Source organism: Arthrobacter sp. 05T410, from assembly GCF_056396505.1.
On sequence record NZ_JBFTLP010000001.1, the window covers coordinates 149,276 to 169,464 of the forward strand.

General features: G+C 65.9%; 24 protein-coding genes. 16 read left to right on the plus strand and 8 right to left on the minus strand.

The window, feature by feature from the left end; translation table 11 throughout:
• Nucleotides 1-21: 21 nt before the first annotated feature.
• The 6 genes from AC1DFR_RS00745 to AC1DFR_RS00770 form a co-directional block, all read right to left on the minus strand.
• Nucleotides 22-1,035 (minus strand): patatin-like phospholipase family protein, encoded by a 1,014-nt coding sequence (locus tag AC1DFR_RS00745; protein WP_476872478.1) that lies wholly within the window; start codon nucleotides 1,033-1,035, stop codon nucleotides 22-24.
• Nucleotides 1,036-1,291: 256 nt separating this feature from the next.
• Nucleotides 1,292-1,819: a DUF427 domain-containing protein gene (locus AC1DFR_RS00750; RefSeq protein ID WP_476855816.1), complete on the minus strand. Its 528-nt coding sequence runs from the start codon at nucleotides 1,817-1,819 to the stop codon at nucleotides 1,292-1,294.
• A gap of 87 nt (nucleotides 1,820-1,906) precedes the next feature.
• Nucleotides 1,907-2,842: a polyphosphate kinase 2 gene (ppk2, locus tag AC1DFR_RS00755; protein ID WP_028276283.1), complete on the minus strand. Its 936-nt coding sequence runs from the start codon at nucleotides 2,840-2,842 to the stop codon at nucleotides 1,907-1,909.
• A 211-nt stretch (nucleotides 2,843-3,053) separates the two neighbouring features.
• The gene (locus AC1DFR_RS00760) at nucleotides 3,054-3,821 is read right to left on the minus strand and encodes an SDR family NAD(P)-dependent oxidoreductase (RefSeq protein ID WP_476872479.1); all 768 of its coding nucleotides are present in this window, start codon (nucleotides 3,819-3,821) and stop codon (nucleotides 3,054-3,056) included.
• 105 nt (nucleotides 3,822-3,926) lie between these two features.
• Nucleotides 3,927-4,361, minus strand: coding sequence for an SRPBCC family protein (locus tag AC1DFR_RS00765; protein ID WP_223916232.1), 435 nt, complete (start codon nucleotides 4,359-4,361; stop codon nucleotides 3,927-3,929).
• 81 nt (nucleotides 4,362-4,442) lie between these two features.
• On the minus strand, nucleotides 4,443-4,805 hold the full coding sequence (locus AC1DFR_RS00770) for an ArsR/SmtB family transcription factor (RefSeq protein ID WP_028276286.1): 363 nt from the start codon (nucleotides 4,803-4,805) through the stop codon (nucleotides 4,443-4,445).
• A 419-nt stretch (nucleotides 4,806-5,224) separates the two neighbouring features.
• On the opposite strand from AC1DFR_RS00770, the gene AC1DFR_RS00775 reads away from it, so the two are divergent.
• The 13 genes from AC1DFR_RS00775 (at nucleotide 5,225) to AC1DFR_RS00835 (ending at nucleotide 16,060) form a co-directional block, all read left to right on the plus strand.
• Entirely contained in the window at nucleotides 5,225-5,611 is a 387-nt protein-coding gene (locus AC1DFR_RS00775) for a hypothetical protein (protein WP_476858762.1), read from the plus strand.
• Between the two features lie 58 nt (nucleotides 5,612-5,669).
• Nucleotides 5,670-6,347, plus strand: a complete 678-nt coding sequence (locus AC1DFR_RS00780; protein WP_476849203.1) for a PAS and ANTAR domain-containing protein — start codon at nucleotides 5,670-5,672, stop codon at nucleotides 6,345-6,347.
• Between the two features lie 145 nt (nucleotides 6,348-6,492).
• Complete coding sequence (locus tag AC1DFR_RS00785) at nucleotides 6,493-7,110, plus strand: TetR/AcrR family transcriptional regulator (RefSeq protein ID WP_018772833.1); 618 nt, start codon at nucleotides 6,493-6,495, stop codon at nucleotides 7,108-7,110.
• A 193-nt stretch (nucleotides 7,111-7,303) separates the two neighbouring features.
• Nucleotides 7,304-7,696, plus strand: a complete 393-nt coding sequence (locus AC1DFR_RS00790; protein WP_476872480.1) for an ArsR/SmtB family transcription factor — start codon at nucleotides 7,304-7,306, stop codon at nucleotides 7,694-7,696.
• The gene (locus AC1DFR_RS00795) at nucleotides 7,693-8,673 is read left to right on the plus strand and encodes a TIGR03086 family metal-binding protein (protein ID WP_476849202.1); all 981 of its coding nucleotides are present in this window, start codon (nucleotides 7,693-7,695) and stop codon (nucleotides 8,671-8,673) included. The genes AC1DFR_RS00790 and AC1DFR_RS00795 overlap by 4 nt, the downstream gene beginning before the upstream one ends.
• Nucleotides 8,674-8,721: 48 nt before the next feature.
• Entirely contained in the window at nucleotides 8,722-9,060 is a 339-nt protein-coding gene (locus tag AC1DFR_RS00800; protein WP_476872481.1) for a YciI family protein, read from the plus strand.
• Nucleotides 9,061-9,541: 481 nt separating this feature from the next.
• Entirely contained in the window at nucleotides 9,542-10,597 is a 1,056-nt protein-coding gene (locus tag AC1DFR_RS00805; RefSeq protein WP_476872482.1) for an ABC transporter substrate-binding protein, read from the plus strand.
• Complete coding sequence (locus AC1DFR_RS00810) at nucleotides 10,594-11,532, plus strand: ABC transporter ATP-binding protein (protein WP_476872483.1); 939 nt, start codon at nucleotides 10,594-10,596, stop codon at nucleotides 11,530-11,532. Before AC1DFR_RS00805 ends, AC1DFR_RS00810 begins: the two co-directional genes overlap by 4 nt.
• Complete coding sequence (locus tag AC1DFR_RS00815) at nucleotides 11,532-12,425, plus strand: ABC transporter permease (RefSeq protein ID WP_476872484.1); 894 nt, start codon at nucleotides 11,532-11,534, stop codon at nucleotides 12,423-12,425. Before AC1DFR_RS00810 ends, AC1DFR_RS00815 begins: the two co-directional genes overlap by 1 nt.
• Nucleotides 12,426-12,453: 28 nt before the next feature.
• Complete coding sequence (locus tag AC1DFR_RS00820; protein WP_476855826.1) at nucleotides 12,454-13,401, plus strand: TauD/TfdA dioxygenase family protein; 948 nt, start codon at nucleotides 12,454-12,456, stop codon at nucleotides 13,399-13,401.
• The gene (locus AC1DFR_RS00825) at nucleotides 13,398-14,822 is read left to right on the plus strand and encodes an LLM class flavin-dependent oxidoreductase (protein WP_476872485.1); all 1,425 of its coding nucleotides are present in this window, start codon (nucleotides 13,398-13,400) and stop codon (nucleotides 14,820-14,822) included. Before AC1DFR_RS00820 ends, AC1DFR_RS00825 begins: the two co-directional genes overlap by 4 nt.
• 88 nt (nucleotides 14,823-14,910) lie before the next feature.
• A complete protein-coding gene (locus AC1DFR_RS00830; protein ID WP_028276296.1) occupies nucleotides 14,911-15,213 on the plus strand; it encodes a DUF4193 domain-containing protein in 303 nt (100 codons plus the stop codon).
• A gap of 94 nt (nucleotides 15,214-15,307) precedes the next feature.
• Nucleotides 15,308-16,060 carry a lytic transglycosylase domain-containing protein gene (locus AC1DFR_RS00835; RefSeq protein ID WP_476855828.1) on the plus strand — a complete coding sequence of 251 codons (753 nt, stop codon included), beginning with the start codon at nucleotides 15,308-15,310 and terminating at the stop codon, nucleotides 16,058-16,060.
• 86 nt (nucleotides 16,061-16,146) lie between these two features.
• Here the strand turns inward: AC1DFR_RS00835 and AC1DFR_RS00840 are convergent, their stop codons facing one another.
• The gene (locus AC1DFR_RS00840) at nucleotides 16,147-16,584 is read right to left on the minus strand and encodes a hypothetical protein (protein ID WP_476855829.1); all 438 of its coding nucleotides are present in this window, start codon (nucleotides 16,582-16,584) and stop codon (nucleotides 16,147-16,149) included.
• A gap of 482 nt (nucleotides 16,585-17,066) precedes the next feature.
• Here AC1DFR_RS00840 and AC1DFR_RS00845 point away from each other — a divergent pair, with 482 nt between their 5' ends.
• Nucleotides 17,067-17,645, plus strand: coding sequence for a histidine phosphatase family protein (locus tag AC1DFR_RS00845; protein WP_230009858.1), 579 nt, complete (start codon nucleotides 17,067-17,069; stop codon nucleotides 17,643-17,645).
• Between the two features lie 9 nt (nucleotides 17,646-17,654).
• Here the strand turns inward: AC1DFR_RS00845 and AC1DFR_RS00850 are convergent, their stop codons facing one another.
• A complete protein-coding gene (locus tag AC1DFR_RS00850) occupies nucleotides 17,655-18,554 on the minus strand; it encodes a C2 family cysteine protease (RefSeq protein ID WP_476855830.1) in 900 nt (299 codons plus the stop codon).
• Between the two features lie 266 nt (nucleotides 18,555-18,820).
• On the opposite strand from AC1DFR_RS00850, the gene AC1DFR_RS00855 reads away from it, so the two are divergent.
• Complete coding sequence (locus AC1DFR_RS00855; RefSeq protein WP_476849191.1) at nucleotides 18,821-19,543, plus strand: DNA alkylation repair protein; 723 nt, start codon at nucleotides 18,821-18,823, stop codon at nucleotides 19,541-19,543.
• A gap of 121 nt (nucleotides 19,544-19,664) precedes the next feature.
• Nucleotides 19,665-20,153, plus strand: coding sequence for a histidine kinase (locus AC1DFR_RS00860; RefSeq protein WP_476849190.1), 489 nt, complete (start codon nucleotides 19,665-19,667; stop codon nucleotides 20,151-20,153).
• Nucleotides 20,154-20,189 lie beyond the last annotated feature (36 nt).

Below are 20,189 nucleotides of genomic sequence, written 5' to 3' on the forward strand. Positions count from 1 at the left end.
AACACCGACAGGTTTCGGCCGTCACCGCCAGATTTCGGCGACCAGCTCCGCGAGGGCTCTGCCCTGGCTGTAACCAGCTCGAGCCGCAGGCGGACGCAAGGACAGATCCATCGCATTGGCGCCGAACATGTGCTCGGCGGCGCTATCCGGGAAGATAGTTTGGACCCTGCTGCCCCCGGCGCGCAGTTCGTCGACTTGGGTGGCGAGATCCATGCCCCACTCGAGCGGCATCCGCGACCTGCCGCCGAAGGGTGACAGCACCAGCACAAGCCCGTATCCAGCCGCCAGGTCGGCGTTCTCACTGCGTCGATAGCCGCCGTTGATGTACCGGCTCCCGCCGATGCGGTAGCCGTTGCTGGTGCTGGCGGCGACGGCGTCCACCAGATCGATTCCGCTGTGGCGGTCGAACACGACCGGTTCCCCGGTATCCGCATCAACAGCCGCGATCAGCACGGGCTGTTGCGGCCAGTGCCGGCTGGGAAGCCGGGCCGCGACGGTGTCGCGCCAGCGCATCTGGGCAGAGCCGTCCGAAGCTTCCATCTCGAGTGCCGCGGCGCCCATCCTGCTGCGCATGTCGGTGGCATCCGCAGCAGAACCAATGATTCCGTTGGACCACTCCAGATAGGTCTGCCCCGAGAAATTCGTTGCGCGTCCCTTGTCCGGTCCGGAATGGCCGGCTTGTGGCCGAGGCACCTCGGCGAGGATGGCGGCGTACAGTTCGGCCGGCCGTGTCCCGCTGGTGATCTGGGCAGCCACTGTCGATCCTGCCGATGTCCCGATGATGAGATCGGCCTCGGCGACATCGATGCCGGCATCGGACAGGCCGGCGATGAGACCGAGTTCCCACGCATTGCCTGCCGCTCCGGCGCCGGCGAGCACCAAGGCCCGCGTGTGTGTGTTGCCGGTCCGTCGTGCGGCGCCGGTCTGTTGGCCGGGAACGGGCCAATTTCCGGGCTGTGGTGTCCGCGTCACTGCAACGGCACCGGATGCGGTCGTCGAACGGATGCGCGGAGTTGAAGAAGATGTTGTGTTCATGGGAGTCGCCTTTCGCGAATTTGCCCTGCGGCACTCCCGGAGACGACTACTTCAGTCGCGCGACCGTGTACTTCGGGGGAGCGCCCATTACGGATACTGCTTTCATGGGTCTCACCTCCTGAAGATTGATCACGATCACCGGAAAGCTATCACGCCGGCAAGGCGGGGCACAACGGGCTTCAAGCCGCCAGAGCGAGCACCGGCTGAGTCGCCACACGCACCGGCAGCAAGTCTTGCCGGCGTAAGCGCGATGTGCTCACCACCCGGCCGTGCCCGGGCCGCCCTTGAAAGGACCAACGATCTGCGTGGTGATCCAACCGCCGTAGAAGTCACCTTCCTGGAAGGTCACCTGCTCGCCGTCGACTTGGCAGGAGTCCATGTGAGCCGGGTAGAGGGCCACTCGGGAGCTGAGTGCCCCGAAACCCAGGGTGGGTTCGGGGTAGGTCCACCCGCCACGGGGAACGACGACTCCGCCGGCAACGACGTCGAAGTAGTGCGCTTCTCCCTTGAACTCGCAGAAGCTGGTGCCCCCGACCGGGACGAGTACACCGGCAGGGAATGAGTCCAATGGCAAGTAGTAGACAGGCGGGTGACTTGTCTCCAGGACGCGCACCGCATCGGTGGTGTCGGCAATCACCTGCCCGCCAAGCCGCACGATAACCCGTTCGGATCGGGGCTCCACCCTCGGCGGCCGCGGATAGTCCCACACCGATTCCTGGCCCGCCTTGGGTTTGATGGGCTGGGGACGCCGGAAAAGGCCTGAAGAACCGTGTGCAGGAGTCATGTCCCCATGGTGCCATCTTCTGCTGGGATCCCACCGTGAGCGCGACGCAGCCGTGCGTTCGCGCATCCGCCGACCGCGAGCCAGCCGCTAGTCGCCGGCGGCTTCGCGGCCGCGGCGCACGATCAGCCGGTCGGGGCTGTGGACCACTGACGTGTCCTTGTCCTCGTAGTCGAACTGGTTGAGGAAGTAGCGCATGGCGTTGATCCGACCCCGCTTCTTGTCGTTGAACTTGATGGTGATCCACGGCGCATGGTCCGTGTCGGTCCGCAGGAACGTCTCCTCCTTGGCGGCCGTGTACTCCTCCCACCGGTCCAGGGAGGCGAGATCGATGGGCGAGAGTTTCCAGCGCCGCACCGGGTCGATCTGCCGGATCGCAAAACGGGTGCGCTGCTCGTGGCGGGTCACCGAGAACCAGAACTTGGTCAGGTGGATCCCGGAATCCACCAGCATCCGCTCGAAGAGCGGGGCCTGAACCATAAAGGTGTCGAACTCCTGCTCCGTGCAGAAGCCCATGACCCGCTCCACATTTGCCCGGTTGTACCAGGAGCGGTCGAACATCACGATCTCCCCGGCCGTCGGCAGGTGCTGGATGTAGCGCTGGAAATACCACTGGCCCAGTTCACGGTCAGAGGGTTTACTCAATGCCACTGCCCGGGCCGAGCGGGGATTCAGGTGCTCGGTGAAGCGCTTGATTGTTCCGCCCTTGCCGGCCGCATCCCGGCCCTCGAAGACGATCACGTGCCTGAGCTCCTGGTCCTGGCCCCAGTACTGGAACTTCAGCAGTTCAACCTGCAGCCGGTATTTCTCCAGCTCGTACTCTTCGCGGGACATCCGTTGCTCGTAGGGGTAGTCTTCCCGCCACGTCTGGACGGCCGAGCCGCCGGGGTGAATCAGTTCCGGATCTTCGCCTTGCCCCCCGCGCACCGTGTACCCCATCTCCACCAGGTGGTCGATGGCCTCACGCAGGTTTTCCCGGAGCCAGCCCTGGTCCTCGGGTGTCCATGTCCTGTCCGCCGGCGTCATCCCGGCCCCCTTCCGGCCCCCTCGAACCAGCTGCCGGCCTTCCAGATGCCGGCGGTGTTCGATGCTCAACTGCGTTCATAGAATGCGACCAGCCTAAGCCGACAAGTGGAGCTCACGATAGGGACGGGCTGGGGGATACTTTCCGCCACCTGACCTGCCGGCAGGGACTACCTACCCTTGCGTGCCGGTCGGGCCGGGTCGATGGTTCGCTTCAGAAGAGCGTGATGCCGGTGAGTTCGGCCAGTTTGTCGGTGAGCTTGTCCTGGAAATCAGCGTCGGTGACCTCCGGGGCCGGTTTCCGCGGCCGGCGGTGGTGCCAGTACATTCCGGAGACCTGGGCGACCGGGTCAGGGCTGACGGCGAGCCAGCCCTGGGTGTCCTGGCCCAGGGCGAGGTCGTCGGGGGCGCCGGCGCCGCCCATCTTGGTGGGCACCCAGCCGGGGTCAACGGAGTTGCTGAGCACGTTGGTCCACTGCCGGGCGACGGCAGCGGAGAGCGCGGAAACGTAGAGCTTGCTCTCGGAGTAGGCGGCGCTGGCGTCCCAGCGCCGCCGGGTCCAATCGATGTCCTGAAGGTTTCCGCCGGCCGCGCGGTGCATCCCGCTGCCGAGGTAGATCAGGCGGTGCGGCCGCTCGATCAGCGCGGTGAGAATGTAAGGGGCCAGAACGTTGATGGCCAGGGTGCGGGAGTGTCCCTCCGGGGTCGCGACGCGCCCCGGCGAGAGGTAGACGCCCGCGTTATGGATGACGGCGTCCATCCGCCCGTGAGCGTTCACCTGCGCGGCCAGTTCCCGGGTTTCGGAGGCCCTGCTGAGGTCACCGATCACGATGCCGATGGCAAGCGGCGCGAGTTCTTCGAGGGTGGCGGCGCGTTCCCTGGAGCGGGCGTGCAGCAGGACCTCGTCGCCGCCGTTCAGGAGCGTCCGGGCGGTGGCGAGGCCAAGTCCGTCGGTGGAGCCTGTGATGAAAATCCGAGCCATGAGGATGGTCCTTTCTTCACCGTTACCTATGAAGGTTGCTGCTTGCCACTTGATGGCCTTAGCTGGGACGGGTCACCCTCAAGAATGAACGCCCTGCGCCCTCATCTAGGCGGATTCGAGAACGTTCTTGAGATTGGTCAACTGAGCGACCTCGGCATTCATGGTGCGGACAATCACCGGGCCCACGAGCTTCATGAGTCCCTTGGGCTCCAGGTCCAGGCTGAAACGAACGGTCGTTCCGCCCGGCGCTTCACTGAGCCGGTACGCACCGGCCGGACGGGCCGGACCGGCCACCACCTGGAAGCCCAGGAGCTTTCCGGGGTCCGCCGCGGTGATTTCATAGTCTCCGACGATCGGCCGGCCGCCGGGGCCCGAGAGGGTCTGGCTGTACACGGCACCGAGGTCCCCGGGTGTTCCACTCTTCAGTGCTATGTCCTGAACCCCGGAGCGCCATGCGCGGTTATTCAGCCCATCCGCGAGGAACGCATAGACGTCCTCCGGTGATCGGTTGATGGTGGTCTCGTTCTCGGCGTGAGCCATTGCTACCCCTGCTGGTTTTAGTCCGGACGCGTCCAGGCCGGTCGATCGATGTTGTCCATACAGTCCGGCGTGCGCCGGCATTTAGCGGATTGCTTCTTCAGGCTCTTCAGCCATGGGGCTCAGGGTCATCCGGGTGGTGACCAGGAGAGATCCGAGCAGGGATCGGGCGGCCGCGAGCAGCACATTAACCTCAGGGCTGGCCAGTTCATAGAACAACCTGCCCTCGCGCCGTGAGGGGACAATCAGGCGCTGGCGGCGGAGAATGCTCAAATGTTGGGAGAGGTTCGACGGCTCAAGGCCCGTGTTGTCGCGCAGTCGGCTTACGGCAACTGGTCCGTCGGCGAGCATTTCCAGCAACTGGATCCGGGCAGGGTGGCCCATGGCCTTGAACAGTTCTGCCTTCACATCGGTCTGGACCGGACTTGCAGGAAGATCATCCGGCATGGGTGCCTCCCTCCTTCACATTCAACTATTCTGAACCGTGCGTCTGTGCAGACCCCGGCGACAGGAAAACTAGCACGTGCAAGACAGAAAAGTCTGTCTTGCACACCCATCAATTGGTCAGCCCGCTTACATATCGTAGCGCCGGACCGCTGCAGTGTCGTCGCCGCCGCCGGACAGGGTGGTACCTCTTGCGCAGGTGAGTTGCATAGTTCAGACTTTCATGAATTCATCAATTCGATCCGGCCGGTACGAGTGACTGGCATCGTTCGGGTGGATTCTGCTGTTCCCGGTGACAACGGCGTCGCCGGGAACAATCGGGTCCCGGCTTCCAGGAGGGTTCTATGACAGGCATGTTCGAACTGTTCACCGATTCCGACACGTCCTACCGATTTCGACTTACGGCCCCGGACGGGACCGTCATGGCCCTCTCCAGGCCCTTTCCAGACCTGCCGGCGGCGGTGGCCGGGATCGCAGCAGTACGGGAGTATGCCGGCATGGGGCTGGTCTCGGAAATTTCGGCACCGCGAGATGACGCGCTGCTCCAGTCCGTAGCCGAGGGCATTCCCGTGGAACCCAGCGCTCAGAGGCGCGGAGTTCACGAAGCGCACGTGAAGGGCCAGCGCGCCCGGGCGAGACCGGCCCGCGGCTGGGCGCCCAGGTCTCCTGAAGGGCCGCCGCGCCTCCGCATCCCGTCCGCAGCGCGCTTCTTGGGCCGACTCGCAGGGACCCGGAACCAGCAGCTGATCGTGCGGTGGCGGCAGGCATTGGAGACGCGGACTGCGCAGGTTGGGCTCAGTTCGTGCTGACCGTGTCCCGGGACAGGGCGTCCGCCGCCGCCGGCGGGCCGGGCAGGCAGGCCCGGCCATGACGGAGTTGAAGGCGTTGCAGGCCTATTCCAGCGCGCTGGCCACCGAGGGCTGCCTCGCCGGGACCTTTCGCTACGATGCTGCCTCGGGGGAGCTGCAGTGGTCCGAGCAGATGTACCAGATCCACGGCTATCACCGCGGCGAGGTGGTGCCCACGGTGGGTGTTCTTATGCAGCACGTGCATCCTGACGACCGGAAGCCGTGCAGGGAAATCTTTGAGGATGTGTGCCGTGGCGGAGGTTTTTTCGCCAATTATCATCGTCTCTTCGACGCACGCCGGCGTGAACGCCGCGTCCTGACGGCGGGGGAGGGCGTGCTGGACAGTGACGGGAAGCTGCTGTTCGTCGACGGGTTCATCCTGGACCTCACCAGAACAGTTCAACTTGAAACGGACCGGTCCGCCCGCGAGGCCGTCGCCGGAGCCATCGGCACCCGAGGCCTTATCGAACAGGCCAAGGGCATCCTGATGGGAATACTCCACATCGGTTCCGACGACGCCTTCGAACGGCTTTCCGCCTACAGCCAGCACCACAACATCAAGTTGGCCCACACGGCTTCGGCCATCGTCCGGCTGGCCAACAGCACGCACGAATCCGCGACCCTCCGCAGCTTCGTCCACGCACTGGACGGTCGTTTCTCACAACGCCGCGATGGCGACCGGGTTCTGCATCCCTAGGTGGGGGTAAGGCGCCGGGCGGGTCCTCGGCCGGCCCGCCGGCGTCGTGCTGGCCGACAGCGCCGGTGGAATCCGGCGGAGACTGATAGCACACTCCGAGGCAGACCGGTCTGTACGCCTCGGTCCGGTGTAAAATTTTTTTATCATGACTGTCAACGACGCCGAGGGTCCTACGCTGTTGCCCGCCACAGCCATGGCCGGACGCGACGAGCCGGTGGACCGTATCCTCGCCACTGCTTACGAGTTATTCTCCCGCCGCGGCATCCGCGACGTAGGGGTCAATGAGCTGATCAGCAGTTCAGGGGTATCCAAGGCAACCTTCTACCGGCACTTTCCGTCCAAGGACGCCCTGGTGCTGGCCTTCCTGGAACTCCGCGACCAGGTGTGGACCGTGGACCTGATCGTGGCCGAGGCCAGCCGGCGGGGCAACACCCCCGAGGAGAGGCTGCTCGCCGTCTTTGACGTGTTCGGTGACTGGTTCCAGCGCGAGGATTTCGAGGCGTGCTCGTTTATCAATGTGCTGCTGGAAATGGGCGCCGGGCACCCGCTGGGCAAGGCGAGCATCGATTACCTCAGCCGCATCCGCGGGCATATCCAGGCGCTGGCCGAAGAAGCCGGGCTGGACCGCCCCGAGGAATTTGCCCGGTCCTGGCACATCCTGATGAAAGGCTCCATCATTTCCGCCACCGAAGGGGACGCGCTGGCCTCCAAGCGCGCCCAGCAGATGGCGCGATGGCTCATCGAGCACCACCGGGGCCTCTAGCCGCTGCGCCCGGGGATTCCCCGTCCCGTTTACCGGCATCTCTTTAACCCGGGACGCGGTAACCCGGCACGCGCCATAGCGCCCTGACAAACCGCTCCGATAACAGCTGCGCCATGCCCGGGCCGCGATCCGCAAGGGTGCCGGCCTGCGTTCCCTGATCCCTCTGACTGCTGGGCACTTGCGGAATACGTTAGTGATCACTAACGTATTAGTTGTGTTGGATGCCTTGGAGATTGCTGCGGAGCCGAACCGGCGACGCCTGCTGCATCTTCTCGCCAGCCACGAACAGGCTGTCGGGGAGCTGGCCGCCCATTTCACGGTCAGCCGCTCCGCGGTGTCCCAGCACCTGCTGCTCCTGGAGCAGGCCGGCCTGGTATCTGCCCGCAAAGAGGGCCGGAACAGGTACTACCGACTCGACCCAGGCGGCATGGGCCGGCTGCGTGACCTTGTCGAACAGTTCTGGACCTACGAACTGGACCTGCTGGCATCAGATGCGGCCGCACTTGCCGCCCAGCGTCACCGGCCCCCTCAACATCACACGACCACTTCCGATGCTTCGCCTCAAGACAATGGACCACTCTCATGACGTTCGATAAAACCATTCACCTGCCCGTCAGCGCCGACGAGGCCTTTGCGCTCATCACCGAGCCGGAACGTCTGCGCCGCTGGCAAACGGTGGCGGCCCGCGTTGACCTTCGGATAGGCGGCGACTACCGCTGGACCGTCACTCCCGGCCACCACGCCGCCGGCACATTCCAGGAGATCGAGCCGGGCAAGCGCATCGTCTTCACTTGGGGCTGGGAGTCCGGAATGGACCTGGCGCCGGGCGCGTCCACCGTGACCATCACGCTGGAGCCCGACGCCGGGGGCACCACGCTCCGCCTGGTCCATGCCGGCCTCAACGCCGAACAGGCCGCAGCACATGCCGAAGGCTGGAACCACTACCTGGGCCGCCTGATCGCCGAGACCTCCTCCCCGGACGGCGCCGGTCCGGACGCATGGTCGGCTGCCCCGGACCCGATCGATCACCTCAGCTCGGCCGAGGCTTCGCTCGCCGTGCTCCTGGGCGTGCTGCGCAAGCTCACCCCGGAGGACCGTGAGAAAGCCACTCCCTGCGAAAATTTCACGGCCCACGAGTTGCTGGAGCACCTGGCCGGTTCGCTGAAGCAGATCGGCGGGGCGCTGGGCGCGGACGTAAGCGACGACGCCGGGGCGGGCCCGGAAGTTCGCATCGCCGGACTCGCGCAGGCCACCCTGGAGGCGTTCAGCCGCCGCGGCTTCGAAGGCACCATCGACATGGGCTTCGCCGAGCTGCCCGCGACCGTCGTCGCCGGGATCGTCAACCTCGAGCTGCTCGTCCACGCGTGGGACTTCGCGAAGGCCACCGGCCAGGAACTAGTAGTTTCCGACGTCGTCACGGATCACGTTGAGGCCCTGGCCTTGGTGACCATCTCGGACCAGGTCCGCGCCAGCGGCAGCTTCGCCGCTGTCCAGCCGGTCGCGGAGACTGCGAGCAGCCTGGAGCGCCTGATCGCGTTCACCGGCCGCACCGTCGCCGTCTGAAGTTTTCCAACCTAAGCCCGTCAAGACCGCCAGGAAAGTAGGAGCAACATGACCAAGTTCGTCTTCATCTATCACGCCCCGATGACCCCCGCCGAGGCCGCGCCGCCCGCACCGGATGACATGGCAGCCGCCATGGAACAGTGGAACAACTGGGCCGCCAAGGTCGGCAACGGCCTGATCGACTTTGGAACGCCGCTGGCCAACGGTGTCCGCGTTTCCGCGGGCGGAGCCACTGCGCCGAGCCAGCGTGAAGTCGCCGGATACAGCATCATCGAGGCCGACAGCCTTGAGGCGGCCGTGGAACTGGCAAAGGTGCACCCGCACCTGAACATGCCCGGCGGCTGCGAAATCGAGGTTCACGAGGCGCAGCAGATCCCCGGAATGTAAGCAGCGGCTCGGCCCGATGATCAAGGCGTGTTCGCCGCTGCTTAAGAGCAGGGGCGGACACGCCTTTATTCGTCCTGTTGTGTGCCTGGTCGTGCTGGGCCCTGACCGCCGGTACCGCGCCGGCGCGCAACATTCGGCCACATCTCCAGCAATCTTTCCTCCCATGCACGACAGTGGCGCGGCGCCGGCCCCTTCACGCGCCGTCGCCGGGCGTCACCAAGACTTCACAGTGCCGGGCCGGTGTGGCACGGGTGTGTCCCAGGATGGGCGCAAATGACCGCGTGAGTCTTGCCCTGTTACGGACTGCTTCGCGCTGCGTCCGATCGGGTACCGGGGGTGCGTCCATGGCTGTTTCCGTCGCCGGATTACGCGCGGTTTCCTCGGGTGTCGAGGCACCTGCGGAACGGATTCGACTCTGCTCTGATGGTGGGCACGGTCCGGTAGCCCCGGTCCGCACCATCGAATCCAGAAAGAATCCGCTATGAAAAACCGACACCTACCCGCAGGACTTTTCTCCACCTTGGGCGTTGCTGCCGCCGTGGCGGTCTCGCTGGTGGTCTCCGGTTGCGGCGGCCCTGCGAGCGCCCAGTCCCCGGCCGGAAATACCCCCGGGGCACCCGAAGTGACCGAACTCCGCTACGAGGGCTCGGCCAACAACGTGAGCCTGCCGGAGCTGGCCGAGGACCTCGGCTACCTCGGCGACGTCAAGCTGAACTGGGTGGGCAACACCATCAGCGGGCCGGCGAGCATCCAATCAGCCGCCACAGGAGCCACCGACCTCGGCGGCGCCTTCTCCGGGGCCGTGGTCAAGCTCATCGAAGCCGGCGCGCCGGTCACTGCGGTGATCAACTACTACGGCGAGGACGAGAAGACGTTCAACGGCTTCTACGTCACCCAGGACAGTCCGATCCCGACGCCGCGGGATCTGATCGGCAAGAAAGTCGCCGTCAACACCCTGGGCGCCCATGCGGACGCCGTGATCAACAGCTACCTGAAGAAGAACGGACTGTCGCAGGAGGAAATCAGGCAGGTCCAGCTCGTCGTCGTTCCGCCCAATGACACCGAAGAGGCCATCCGCCGCGGCCAGGTCGACGTCGGTGCGCTCGGCGGAGTGCTGCAGGACAACGCTGTCGCCACGGGCGGCCTGCGGTCCCTGTTCAGCGACTTCGAACTCTTTGGAACCTTCGCCGGCGGCCAGTACGTCCTGCGCAAGGACTTCATCGAGAAAAACCCGGAAACCACGAAGATCTTCACCACCGGTGTGGCCAAGGCCATCGAATGGGAACGCACCACCCCCCGCGACGAGGTGATCGCGCGGTTTACGAGCATCATCAACAAGCGTCAGCGCTCCGAAAGCACCGCGGCGTTGAAGTACTGGAAGAGCGTCGGAGTCCCGTCCAAGGGGGCCATCAGCGACCAGGACTTCACCCGCTGGTCAGCATGGCTGAACGACACCGGCATCGTCAGCGGCGGGATCACCCCGTCCAAGTACTACACCAACGATTTCAACGGACTGCTGAACGGGGCGGCATCATGACCCGCGGTACCGGACCGACGCCGAAAATCAGCCTCCGCAACGTCGGGAAACAGTTCACCGTCCGGCCCAGCAAGGACCAGCCCGAGGGCTCCACCCTGACGGCGCTGGAGGGCATCACCCTGGACGTCGCCGCAGGCGAGTTCATTACTCTGGTCGGACCGAGCGGCTCCGGCAAAACCACCCTCCTGGACCTCCTCGCCGGGCTCACCCGGCCGGACGCCGGCCAGGTGCTCGTGGACGGCAAGGAGGTGACCGGGCCAGGCCGCGACCGTGCAGTCGTCTTCCAGCAGTACGCCCTTTTCCCATGGCGCACCGCGGCCGCCAACGTCGCCTTCGGCCTCGAAGGAACCGGCAGCGACGGGCGCCGCCCGAGCCGGAGGGAACGGGCCGACAAGGCCCGCCACTACCTCGAGCTCGTCGGCCTCTCCGGGTTCGAGGACCGGTATCCCCATGAGCTATCCGGCGGCATGAAGCAGCGGGTTGCCCTCGCACGGAGCCTCGCGTACGAACCCGACGTCCTGCTCATGGATGAACCGTTCGCAGCGCTGGATGCCCAGACCCGGGAACAGCTCCAGGAGGAACTCCTGCGCATCTGGCGCTCCACGGGCAAGACCATCATCTTCATCACCCACGGCATCGACGAGGCCGTGTACCTGGGCCAGCGGGTCGCCGTGCTTAGCTCCCGACCCGGCCGGCTCAAGCAGATTGTCGACATTGACCTGGGGGAGCGGAGCGGTGACCGGGACGTCCGCTCCGACGCCGTCTTCGTCGAACACCGCCACGAAGTCTGGTCGCTGCTGCACGACGAGGTCCGGAAGGCCCAGGCAGCCGGGCACGCCAAGATCCGGCCCGACGGGTCCGCGCCCGACGAGGCACCCCAGCTCAGCAAGATCGAGCCCAGCAAGGGACAGCTCAGCACGGGAAGGGCAGCCTGATGACCGCACCAACACTGACCAAAGACCTGACAGCCCCCGCGGCAGCCGCAACCGGGCGGCCCCCACAGCCCGCCGCCGCAACCCGACGCCTTCCCGCCCTGGTCCGGTCCGGCGCCCGCAGGGCCGGGCGGGGGATCTGGGCCTCGGGCGCGATCGTGCTGTTCCTCCTGCTCTGGGAACTGGGTCCCACCTATCTCGCCTCGGCCTCGACCAGGGTATTCCTTCCGCCGCTGCACGAGGTCCTGCGGGCACTGGGATCACTCGTCGCCAAGGGCCAACTGCAGAACCATCTGGCAGCCAGCCTGACCCGCTCCGCCAGCGGCTTCGGCATCGCCGTCGTGGCCGCCGTCACCCTTGGCCTGCTGGTCGCCTGGTACCGGTCCCTTGACCGGTTCCTCAACCCACTGCTGGAGGTCTTCCGGAACACCGCGGCACTGGCGCTGCTCCCGGTCTTCACCCTCCTGCTGGGGATCGGGGAGACCTCCAAGATCAGCATCGTCGCTTACGCTGCGTTCTTCCCCGTGCTGCTGAACACCATCGCCGGCGTCAGGACCGTCGACCCGCTGCTCGTCCGGGCCGCCCGCTCGCTGGGACTCTCCAACTTCCGGCTGTTCCAGAAGGTCATCCTTCCCTCGGCGGTGCCGACAATTTTCACCGGAATCCGGATGGCCGGAACGTCCTCGATCCTGGTGCTCATTGCGGCGGAGATGGTCGGTGCCAAGGCCGGACTCGGGTACCTGATCGTCAACGCACAGTCCAGTTTCCTGATCCCGGACATGTACGCCGGGATCCTCACCGTCTCGCTGCTCGGCCTGCTGGTCAACTACCTGCTGGTCGCCGTCGAACGGCACTTCTCCCGGTGGCGGACCGCCGTCGGATCCCAGTCCAATTAACCCCCACAGACCAAAGGACACAACCACCATGTCGACAACCACCGAAACCCGGCTCGAATTCCGGCAACTCAGCGCCCGCATCGGCGCCGAGATCCGGGGCCTGGACCTCAGCAATGACCTCAGCGACGCCACCATCGCCCAGATCCGTGCGGCCCTGAACACCCACAAGGCCCTGGTCTTCCGTGACGCCAACGTCCACGACGACGAAGCCCAGGTCCGCTTCGCCGCCCGCTTCGGCCCGCTCACCCAGGCACACCCAACCGTGGCCTCCGTCGAGGGCAAACCTGCCGTCCTGCCGGTGGACAGCGAAAACGGCAGCGCGAACAACTGGCACACCGACGTCACGTTCGTCGTGAACCCGCCGCAGGCCTCCACCCTGCGCAGCATCACCTTGCCGGCCTACGGCGGCGAGACCCTGATCGCCTCGGCCGCCGGAGCCTACACCGATCTGCCGGAGGAGCTGCGGAACTTCGCCGACACCCTGTGGGCCATCCACACCAATGATTACGACTACTCCGTGCCGAAAAACCTCGAGCACGCCAACGCCGGTGAGCGGCGGAAGGAATTCACCCGGATCCACTTCGAGACTGCCCACCCCGTGGTCCGGGTCCACCCACTGACCGGCGAGCGCGGCCTCTTCATCGGCGGCTTCGCCCAAAGGCTGCGCATCGTGGGACTGTCCAACACCGAATCCAAGGACATCCTGCGGCTGCTCCAGGCCTACGTCACCCGTCCCGAGAACGTGGTCCGCGTCAACTGGGAACCGGACCAGCTGGTGCTGTTCGACAACCGCATCACCCAGCACTACGCCCCGGACAACTATGACGGCCAGCCCCGGCAGCTGAACCGGGTCACGGTGGCCGGCGACGTACCCCGCGGCGTCGACGGACGCAGCAGCACGTCCATCCAGGGCGATTCATCCGTCTATTCCGAGACGGTGGAACTGCGGGCCGACGTTCCCGGAGTTCAGCTGTGAGCGGGGCACGGCAGTTGCACCTGAACGCGTTCCTGATGAGCACCGGTCACCACGAGGCCTCGTGGCGGCTGCCGGAAAGCGACAGTTTCGCCGGGACGGACGTCGCGCATTTCCAGCAGCTGGCCCGAACGGCGGAACGCGGCACGTTCGATTCGATCTTCTTCGCGGACTCACCGGTGCTGCACGGCGACGTCGGCCAGCGGCCCTACGGCACACTCGAGCCGACCGTCCTGCTCGCCGCCATCGCCGCCGTCACCGACCGCATCGGGCTGATCGCCACGGCGTCCACAACCTACAACGACCCCTACAACCTGGCCCGCCGGTTCGCTTCCGTGGACCACATCAGCGGCGGCAGGACCGGGTGGAACGTGGTCACCACCGCCGGAGACGCCGCCGCGAGGAACTTCTCCCTGCCGGACCAGCCGGCCCACGCGTTGCGGTACGAGCGGGCCGCGGAATTCCTCGACGTGGCCCGCAAACTCTGGGACAGCTGGGAGGACGACGCCGCTCTCGGCGACAAGGAAGCCGGGACCTGGGGAGACAACACTCGGGTCCACCCGGTCAACCACTCCGGCACGTACTTCAGCGTCCAGGGGCCGCTGGACGTGCCACGCTCCGCCCAGGGCCACCCGGTGATTGTCCAGGCCGGCTCCTCAGAGGACGGCAAGGACTTCGCCGCCCGCTACGCCGAAGCGGTGTTCACGGCGCAGCAGACGCTGCCGGACGCTCAACGCTTCTATGCCGACCTGAAGCGGCGAACCGCCGCCGCCGGCCGTGACCCGGGAACGATCAAGGTGCTCCCGGGCATCGTTCCCGTCATCGGCTCCACCGAGGCCGAGGCCGAGGCGCGGCGGCTGGAGCAAGAACTCGACGAGCTTATCCACCCGGAGCACGCCAGAAGGCAGCTTGCCGGGGTGCTGCGGGTCCCCGCAGCATCCCTGGCCCTGGACGCCGAGCTGCCGGACGACCTGCCCTCCGAGGACGAGATCGAAGGGGCCAAGAGCAGGTACACGCTGATCGTAGACCTCGCGCGGCGGGAACGGCTGACCGTGCGCCAGCTCATCGGCAGGCTCGGCGGCGGCCGCGGCCACCGCACCTTCTCTGGCACCCCTGGGCAGGTGGCCGACGCAATCCAGGAATGGTTTGAGGCCGGGGCGGCGGACGGCTTCAACATCATGCCGCCCGTGCTTCCGTCCGGCCTGGACGCCTTCGTGGACCACGTCATCCCGATCCTGCGGGACCGCGGACTCTTCCGGCGCGCATACAGCGGACGGACGCTCCGCGAACTCTACGGGCTGCCCCGGCCGGCCAACACCTTCGCCTCGGCTGCCCGCAGCAGTCCGGCGGGCCCGGGCCCGGCGGGATCCCAGGACCCCACGCCGGTGCCGGTCGACGAGGTCCCGGGACTCCGATCGGCCTGAAGGACTTGGTTCACATGAGGCAGCGACGCGCGCAATGGTGTACGTTGGCTTCCCGTCAGAACTAAACACAGGAATGAGAGTCACCCCCGTGGCAACCGATTACGACGAAGTCCGATCCGACGTCAAGGAGTCGCAGGATAATTCCCTGCAGGCACTGCAATCCGCCAACGCCCCGGATGCCCGCAGCGTTGTCCGTGAACTGGATGAAGCCGACGCTTTTGACGATGCGATCAGCCCGGGCGGGGAAATTGTCGCCGAGGAACTCGTCGTGCAGGTCATCCCGCAGGCGCAGGACGAATTCACCTGCTACTCCTGCTTCCTGGTCCGGCACCGGTCCCAGGTTGCACGCGAAAAGAACGGCCACGCTTACTGCGTCGAGTGTGTTGGCTAGGGCCATGGCCTCCCGCGTGTCCGGCGCCGGGGCGGTTTTCCGTGCCGCGCCGGACACGCGGGCCAGCACCGTCGCCGGCCGGCCCGCTTAGTCCATGCTCCGTCTGAAACGCCTTGCCGTGCTCGGCCTGTTTGTATTTTGCGTCATCACCGGGTTCTTGTTTTGGGTCTTCCGGTTCTCCGGGGCGGAGACCCGCGTGGCCCTGCCTGCGCCGCCGCGGGCAGAGGCGAAACTCGAATCGCTGTCCGCCGGCATCACCTCCGCCGTGAACATCACCCGGAGCGCGGACGCCGAGTGGCTCACCCATGCCGCCGCGCAGACCGGCATCCCCGCCCGGGCGCTCCAGGCCTACGTGGCGGCGGCCACTGCGGCCAACACATCGGCCCCCACCTGCGGGATCGGCTGGAATACGGTGGCAGCGGTGGGCTTCGTCGAATCCGGCCACGGAACGTACGGCGGCGGCAGCCTGACCGCCACTGGTCAGGCGAGCGGGCCAATTGTCGGTCCGAGCCTGAACGGTGACGGCTTCGCCGCGATCCCTGATTCGGACGCCGGAGCCCTGGACGGTGACGCCCGGTGGGACCACGCCGTCGGACCCATGCAGTTCATTCCCTCCACGTGGCAGATCGCAGGCCGGGACGGGAACGGGGACGGAACAGCCGACCCGTTCAACATCGATGATGCCGCGCTAAGTGCCGCCTCGTACCTGTGCGCACACGGTGGTGACCTGACCACCGCCGCGGGCTGGGCCGACGCGATCTACTCCTACAACCAGTCCGATCCGTACGTGGACCATGTCCGCGACCGGGCCACTGCCTACGCAGCACAGTCGGGCACTCCCGGATAGCGCCACCGTGCAGCTCGACTTAGTCTCCGGACACCTTGCCGGCTCCCATAGTGATTGGCAGCGGCCGGCCGCGGTCCGGCCGGGCCCTAAGCCCATGCCCTGGCAACCAGGTCTCCTGTAGGACCGAGAATGAAGTCCACATTGAGGGATGCGCTGGGCCCCTCACCCATAGAGATCTTCTGGTCGAAAGACCCAAAGGTTGCCGGCAAGAAGTACCCCACGTTGTCCCAGTAATACTGGAAGACATACAGGAGGGGATCTTCGATCGTATCCAGGTCCTCCCCAAGGCGGTACACAACAATGGCCTTCCGGCGGACCTCTTGCGAATTCGAGCACCAGGGCAGAATCAGCCCTCCCGCATTAGCCATATTTCCAGGCGGAACCTGATCCGTTTCCCTTGGAATGATCCCCGAGGGATCGCCCGGGCCAAAGAGGGGATTCCACTCAAGGTCCTCGTAGAACAGGTTCACGCCCACATCGGCTGGCTGTCCCGGCAGACGGGTTCGGTTGGTGAGCCTTTCCAAGCCTGAATTCCACAGTAGTGGTCCTCTGCGGTCCTGGGCACCGTACGAAACTTTCTTCCGCGACGCGGAAGTGGACGCCAGCGCCGCCTCTTTGGCGGCCCTGGCCGCAGTTACCGTCTTTGGGCCTGGGGGCGGTTGCTCGAGATCCATCCTTACTTCTCCTGTCCAAGAGGTGACCGGAGCGCTCCCGTTGTTGACCGCAAGCGGCTCCGCCTGGGAGGGGCTCAAGGGATGCAATATGCTCCGCCGTGCAGCGGTTGTTGCGGCATGAGGGCTGGGCCCGGACGGCTATCGGCCATCTGAGGAATGACTCTCGTGTGAACTTTGCGTCCGGTGCTTGCCATGCGTCAAGGGACTATGCGAAGTGGCGGTGTATTGTGATCGCTCTTTGCCGCTCTTTGCCGATGACGAGGATGCTCGCGGCGGCTCCCAGACCGGCGCCTCTGTCATCACCAGCCTGCCGTCAGGGCAGAATGGAAGGCATGACATCTACGACGTTCGCCCTCATCCGCCATGGCCAGACGGACTGGAATGCACAGCGCCGGCTGCAGGGATCCACCGACATTCCTCTGAACGACGTCGGCCGCGGTCAGGCTCGCGACGCCGTCGCCGTCCTGTCCGGCTATGAATGGGACGCGATCGTGTCGTCACCGCTGAGCCGTGCCGCGGAAACCGCCGATCTCATCGCCGCCGGGCTCGGCCTCAGCGTGGCCCGGCGCGTGCCGGAGCTCGCCGAGCGCAGCTTCGGACCCGCGGAGGGCCTTCAGGACGGTCCTGAACTGGACGCACTGCGCATCCCCGACGGGTTCCGCGGCGCAGAGAGCGAGGACGAGGCCGCCGGCCGAGGGTTGGCCGCGCTTGAGGCGCTGGCCGAGGAGTTCCGTGGCCGCCGCGTCCTGGCCGTCGCCCATGGCACGCTCCTGCGCGTGAGTCTCAGCCGCGCCGTCGGCCGCACCCTGGACAGCATCGACAACGCTGTGCTCAACCTGGCCCACCACCATGCCGTCGACGGCTGGCAGCTCGAATACTTCAACGGCGAGCGGGCCATGGCTGCCGTTTAGGGCTGCCGCTCAAGGATATGTTGGTATCGCGATGTACTGGTTGATGTTCGTTGACTGGAAGGTCGCAAAAGCCAGCGTGGTGTGGCCACCCTCCGGGTCACCTACCACAACCGTTTGGTCGGAGGGATTCAGACCCAGCAATGCGTAGGAATGGTCGGAGACCAGCTCGCCGTCGGAGTTGGACGTCCCAAAGGTCACGAGGCCTTTCGTGAAATCCTGCTGCATCTGCTCAAAGCTCACTCCCGTCATGGGGCCGCCGGGGTTGCGGTCGACGCCCACTTCGCCGGTGATGGCATAGAGGGCATTGTGTACATCATGATCCTGGGCGTTGCTGAGGTCGGTGCCATCGATGCCGTTGTAGCTGTTGCCGTTCGCGGCCGCCCACCCTTTCTCGATAATCGCGGCCCATGACACGTTTTTGCCATCGATATTTTCGATGCCGTTTTCGAAGGGCTTGCCGCGGCGGTACGGAAGATCACCGTTGACCGTGACCGTCACCGGATTGGACACCCCGTCGTACTTGCTGTGGAAGGAAATGGTGTAGGTGCCGTTGCCGTTGTCATGGACCATGTTCAAGACGGTCGCAGGGGCCCGTGACGCCACTGTCATCAACGCTGCGAGGAAATAGCAATCGCCGGCGTCACCCTGCTTGATATTCGTCAGGTCTCCGGAGAGATCCGGGTTTCCGGAATCATCAAGCGCAAACAGAACCTGATTCGGGACCTTCTGGAAAGCCGCACGTCCCGATACCGAAGGATTACTCACCGGGGCCCCGGACGCTCCCGGAGGCGGCGTGACCGGTGAACGGGTAGTCACGATCCACGCAATTCCAAGAATTACCATCACCGCCACCACTGAGAAAATGACGGCGGCGCGAATTTTTGCCGGCCTGGATCCTGCACGTTCCATGTTCCGAGCCCTCCCGTCCTGCGGGGTTCCAGCCCCGCAACGGCACCGCCGCGGCAACCTTCCGGGGGCTGCCGCCGTCGGGTCTCTCCCGGTTGATCAATTCATCACCTGATCAACAGCTTGCCGCAGGCAACCAGTCTGGGGCAAGGGGCAGCGGGCGATTCACAGGTGAGCACCGGACGCTCACCGGCGTGCGCGGCAACGGTGCAGTCGTCTGTTTTCGTCGCCAAGCCGCTTATTGCCGCGGGCGGCCGAACCGCCGACGTATGCTGAATCGCACAAGCAACGGACAGGAGGCCGAGGTGGCCCAGACGACGGAAACCGGAACGACGGCGGCCGAGGTGATGGCCGAGCTGGCTGACCTCGAGGACCCGAGGATCCGGGACGTGAACGCCAAGCACGGTGACGACCACGGGGTGAACCTCGGCAAGCTGCGGGCGTTGGCCAAGCGGCTCAAGACGCAGCAGGAGCTGTCCCGTGAGCTGTGGGGGACCGGTGATACCGCGGCGCGGCTCCTGGCGCTCCTGATCTGCCGTCCGAAGGCTTTCGACCGTGATGAGTTGGACGCCATGTTGCGCCAGGCGCACACTCCCAAGGTGCAGGACTGGCTCGTCAACTATGTGGTGAAGAAGAACCCGCATGCCGAGGAACTGCGCGTGGCCTGGTTTGCCGATCCGGACCCGCTGGTGGCAAGTGCCGGCTGGGCGCTGACCACCGACCGCGTTGCGAAGAAGCCGGAGGGCCTCGACCTGCCAGGACTGCTCGACATCATCGAGGCGCAGATGAAGGACGCCCCGGACCGCTTGCAGTGGGCGATGAACCACTGCCTGGCCCAGATCGGGATTGAGCACCCCGCACACCGCGCCCGCGCAATCGGCATCGGCGAGCGCCTCGAGGTGCTCAAGGATTACCCGACGCCGCCGAACTGCACCTCTCCGTTCGCGCCGATCTGGATCGCCGAAATGGTGAACCGACAGGACGCCAACTAGGACTCAGGGCGGGGGGCCTTTCACCCGTACTCACCCTCTTCGAGCCGCCGCACCAACCTGCGGATCACCCGTGACACCACGAAGGCTTGACGTGACACCACCGTGGTGTCACTATGGTGGCATGGAACTCGGACAATACGTCAACGACCTACAGCGGCAGCTAGTGGATGCCGCGGAGAACGGCTCGGAGGACACCCGCGCCGTGGCCGAGCGGCTCGCCGCCGGACTGGACGCCGCGACCCGGCTCGTGCTCCTCGACGTTCTCTCGGCTGCGGTCGGCGAGATCACCCGCGACCTCGCACCCGGATCAGTCGACATGCGGCTGCGCGGACGCGACGTCGAGTTCGTGGTGACCCAGCCGAACCCGGAATCTGACACCGACGAGCGGCCGGCCGCACCCCTCGACCTCGACGACGCGAGCACCTCACGCACGACGCTCCGCCTGCCGGATGCCCTCAAGACGCGGGTGGACGAGGCCGCGGCTGCTGACGGCCTGTCCGTCAACACCTGGCTGGTCCGTGCGGTCGCGGCCGCTCTCCAGCCCAAGCAGCGACGATCCGCGCAGCGCACGCTGCGCACCGGCGACAACTTCGCCGGCTGGGCGCGCTAAACCGCGCACAGCACCACACCCACCAACCACGCGGAC

Excerpts from the sequence above, each read along its gene's own strand:
- AC1DFR_RS00745 (WP_476872478.1), bottom strand. The coding sequence starts at position 1,035 with ATGAACACAACATCTTCTTCAACTCCGCGCATCCGTTCGACGACCGCA.
- AC1DFR_RS00750 (WP_476855816.1), bottom strand. The coding sequence starts at position 1,819 with ATGACTCCTGCACACGGTTCTTCAGGCCTTTTCCGGCGTCCCCAGCCC.
- ppk2 (WP_028276283.1), bottom strand. The coding sequence starts at position 2,842 with ATGACGCCGGCGGACAGGACATGGACACCCGAGGACCAGGGCTGGCTC.
- AC1DFR_RS00760 (WP_476872479.1), bottom strand. The coding sequence starts at position 3,821 with ATGGCTCGGATTTTCATCACAGGCTCCACCGACGGACTTGGCCTCGCC.
- AC1DFR_RS00765 (WP_223916232.1), bottom strand. The coding sequence starts at position 4,361 with ATGGCTCACGCCGAGAACGAGACCACCATCAACCGATCACCGGAGGAC.
- AC1DFR_RS00770 (WP_028276286.1), bottom strand. The coding sequence starts at position 4,805 with ATGCCGGATGATCTTCCTGCAAGTCCGGTCCAGACCGATGTGAAGGCA.
- AC1DFR_RS00775 (WP_476858762.1), top strand. The coding sequence starts at position 5,225 with ATGGCCCTCTCCAGGCCCTTTCCAGACCTGCCGGCGGCGGTGGCCGGG.
- AC1DFR_RS00780 (WP_476849203.1), top strand. The coding sequence starts at position 5,670 with ATGACGGAGTTGAAGGCGTTGCAGGCCTATTCCAGCGCGCTGGCCACC.
- AC1DFR_RS00785 (WP_018772833.1), top strand. The coding sequence starts at position 6,493 with ATGACTGTCAACGACGCCGAGGGTCCTACGCTGTTGCCCGCCACAGCC.
- AC1DFR_RS00795 (WP_476849202.1), top strand. The coding sequence starts at position 7,693 with ATGACGTTCGATAAAACCATTCACCTGCCCGTCAGCGCCGACGAGGCC.
- AC1DFR_RS00800 (WP_476872481.1), top strand. The coding sequence starts at position 8,722 with ATGACCAAGTTCGTCTTCATCTATCACGCCCCGATGACCCCCGCCGAG.
- AC1DFR_RS00805 (WP_476872482.1), top strand. The coding sequence starts at position 9,542 with ATGAAAAACCGACACCTACCCGCAGGACTTTTCTCCACCTTGGGCGTT.
- AC1DFR_RS00810 (WP_476872483.1), top strand. The coding sequence starts at position 10,594 with ATGACCCGCGGTACCGGACCGACGCCGAAAATCAGCCTCCGCAACGTC.
- AC1DFR_RS00815 (WP_476872484.1), top strand. The coding sequence starts at position 11,532 with ATGACCGCACCAACACTGACCAAAGACCTGACAGCCCCCGCGGCAGCC.
- AC1DFR_RS00820 (WP_476855826.1), top strand. The coding sequence starts at position 12,454 with ATGTCGACAACCACCGAAACCCGGCTCGAATTCCGGCAACTCAGCGCC.
- AC1DFR_RS00835 (WP_476855828.1), top strand. The coding sequence starts at position 15,308 with ATGCTCCGTCTGAAACGCCTTGCCGTGCTCGGCCTGTTTGTATTTTGC.
- AC1DFR_RS00845 (WP_230009858.1), top strand. The coding sequence starts at position 17,067 with ATGACATCTACGACGTTCGCCCTCATCCGCCATGGCCAGACGGACTGG.
- AC1DFR_RS00850 (WP_476855830.1), bottom strand. The coding sequence starts at position 18,554 with ATGGAACGTGCAGGATCCAGGCCGGCAAAAATTCGCGCCGCCGTCATT.
- AC1DFR_RS00855 (WP_476849191.1), top strand. The coding sequence starts at position 18,821 with ATGCTGAATCGCACAAGCAACGGACAGGAGGCCGAGGTGGCCCAGACG.
- AC1DFR_RS00860 (WP_476849190.1), top strand. The coding sequence starts at position 19,665 with ATGGAACTCGGACAATACGTCAACGACCTACAGCGGCAGCTAGTGGAT.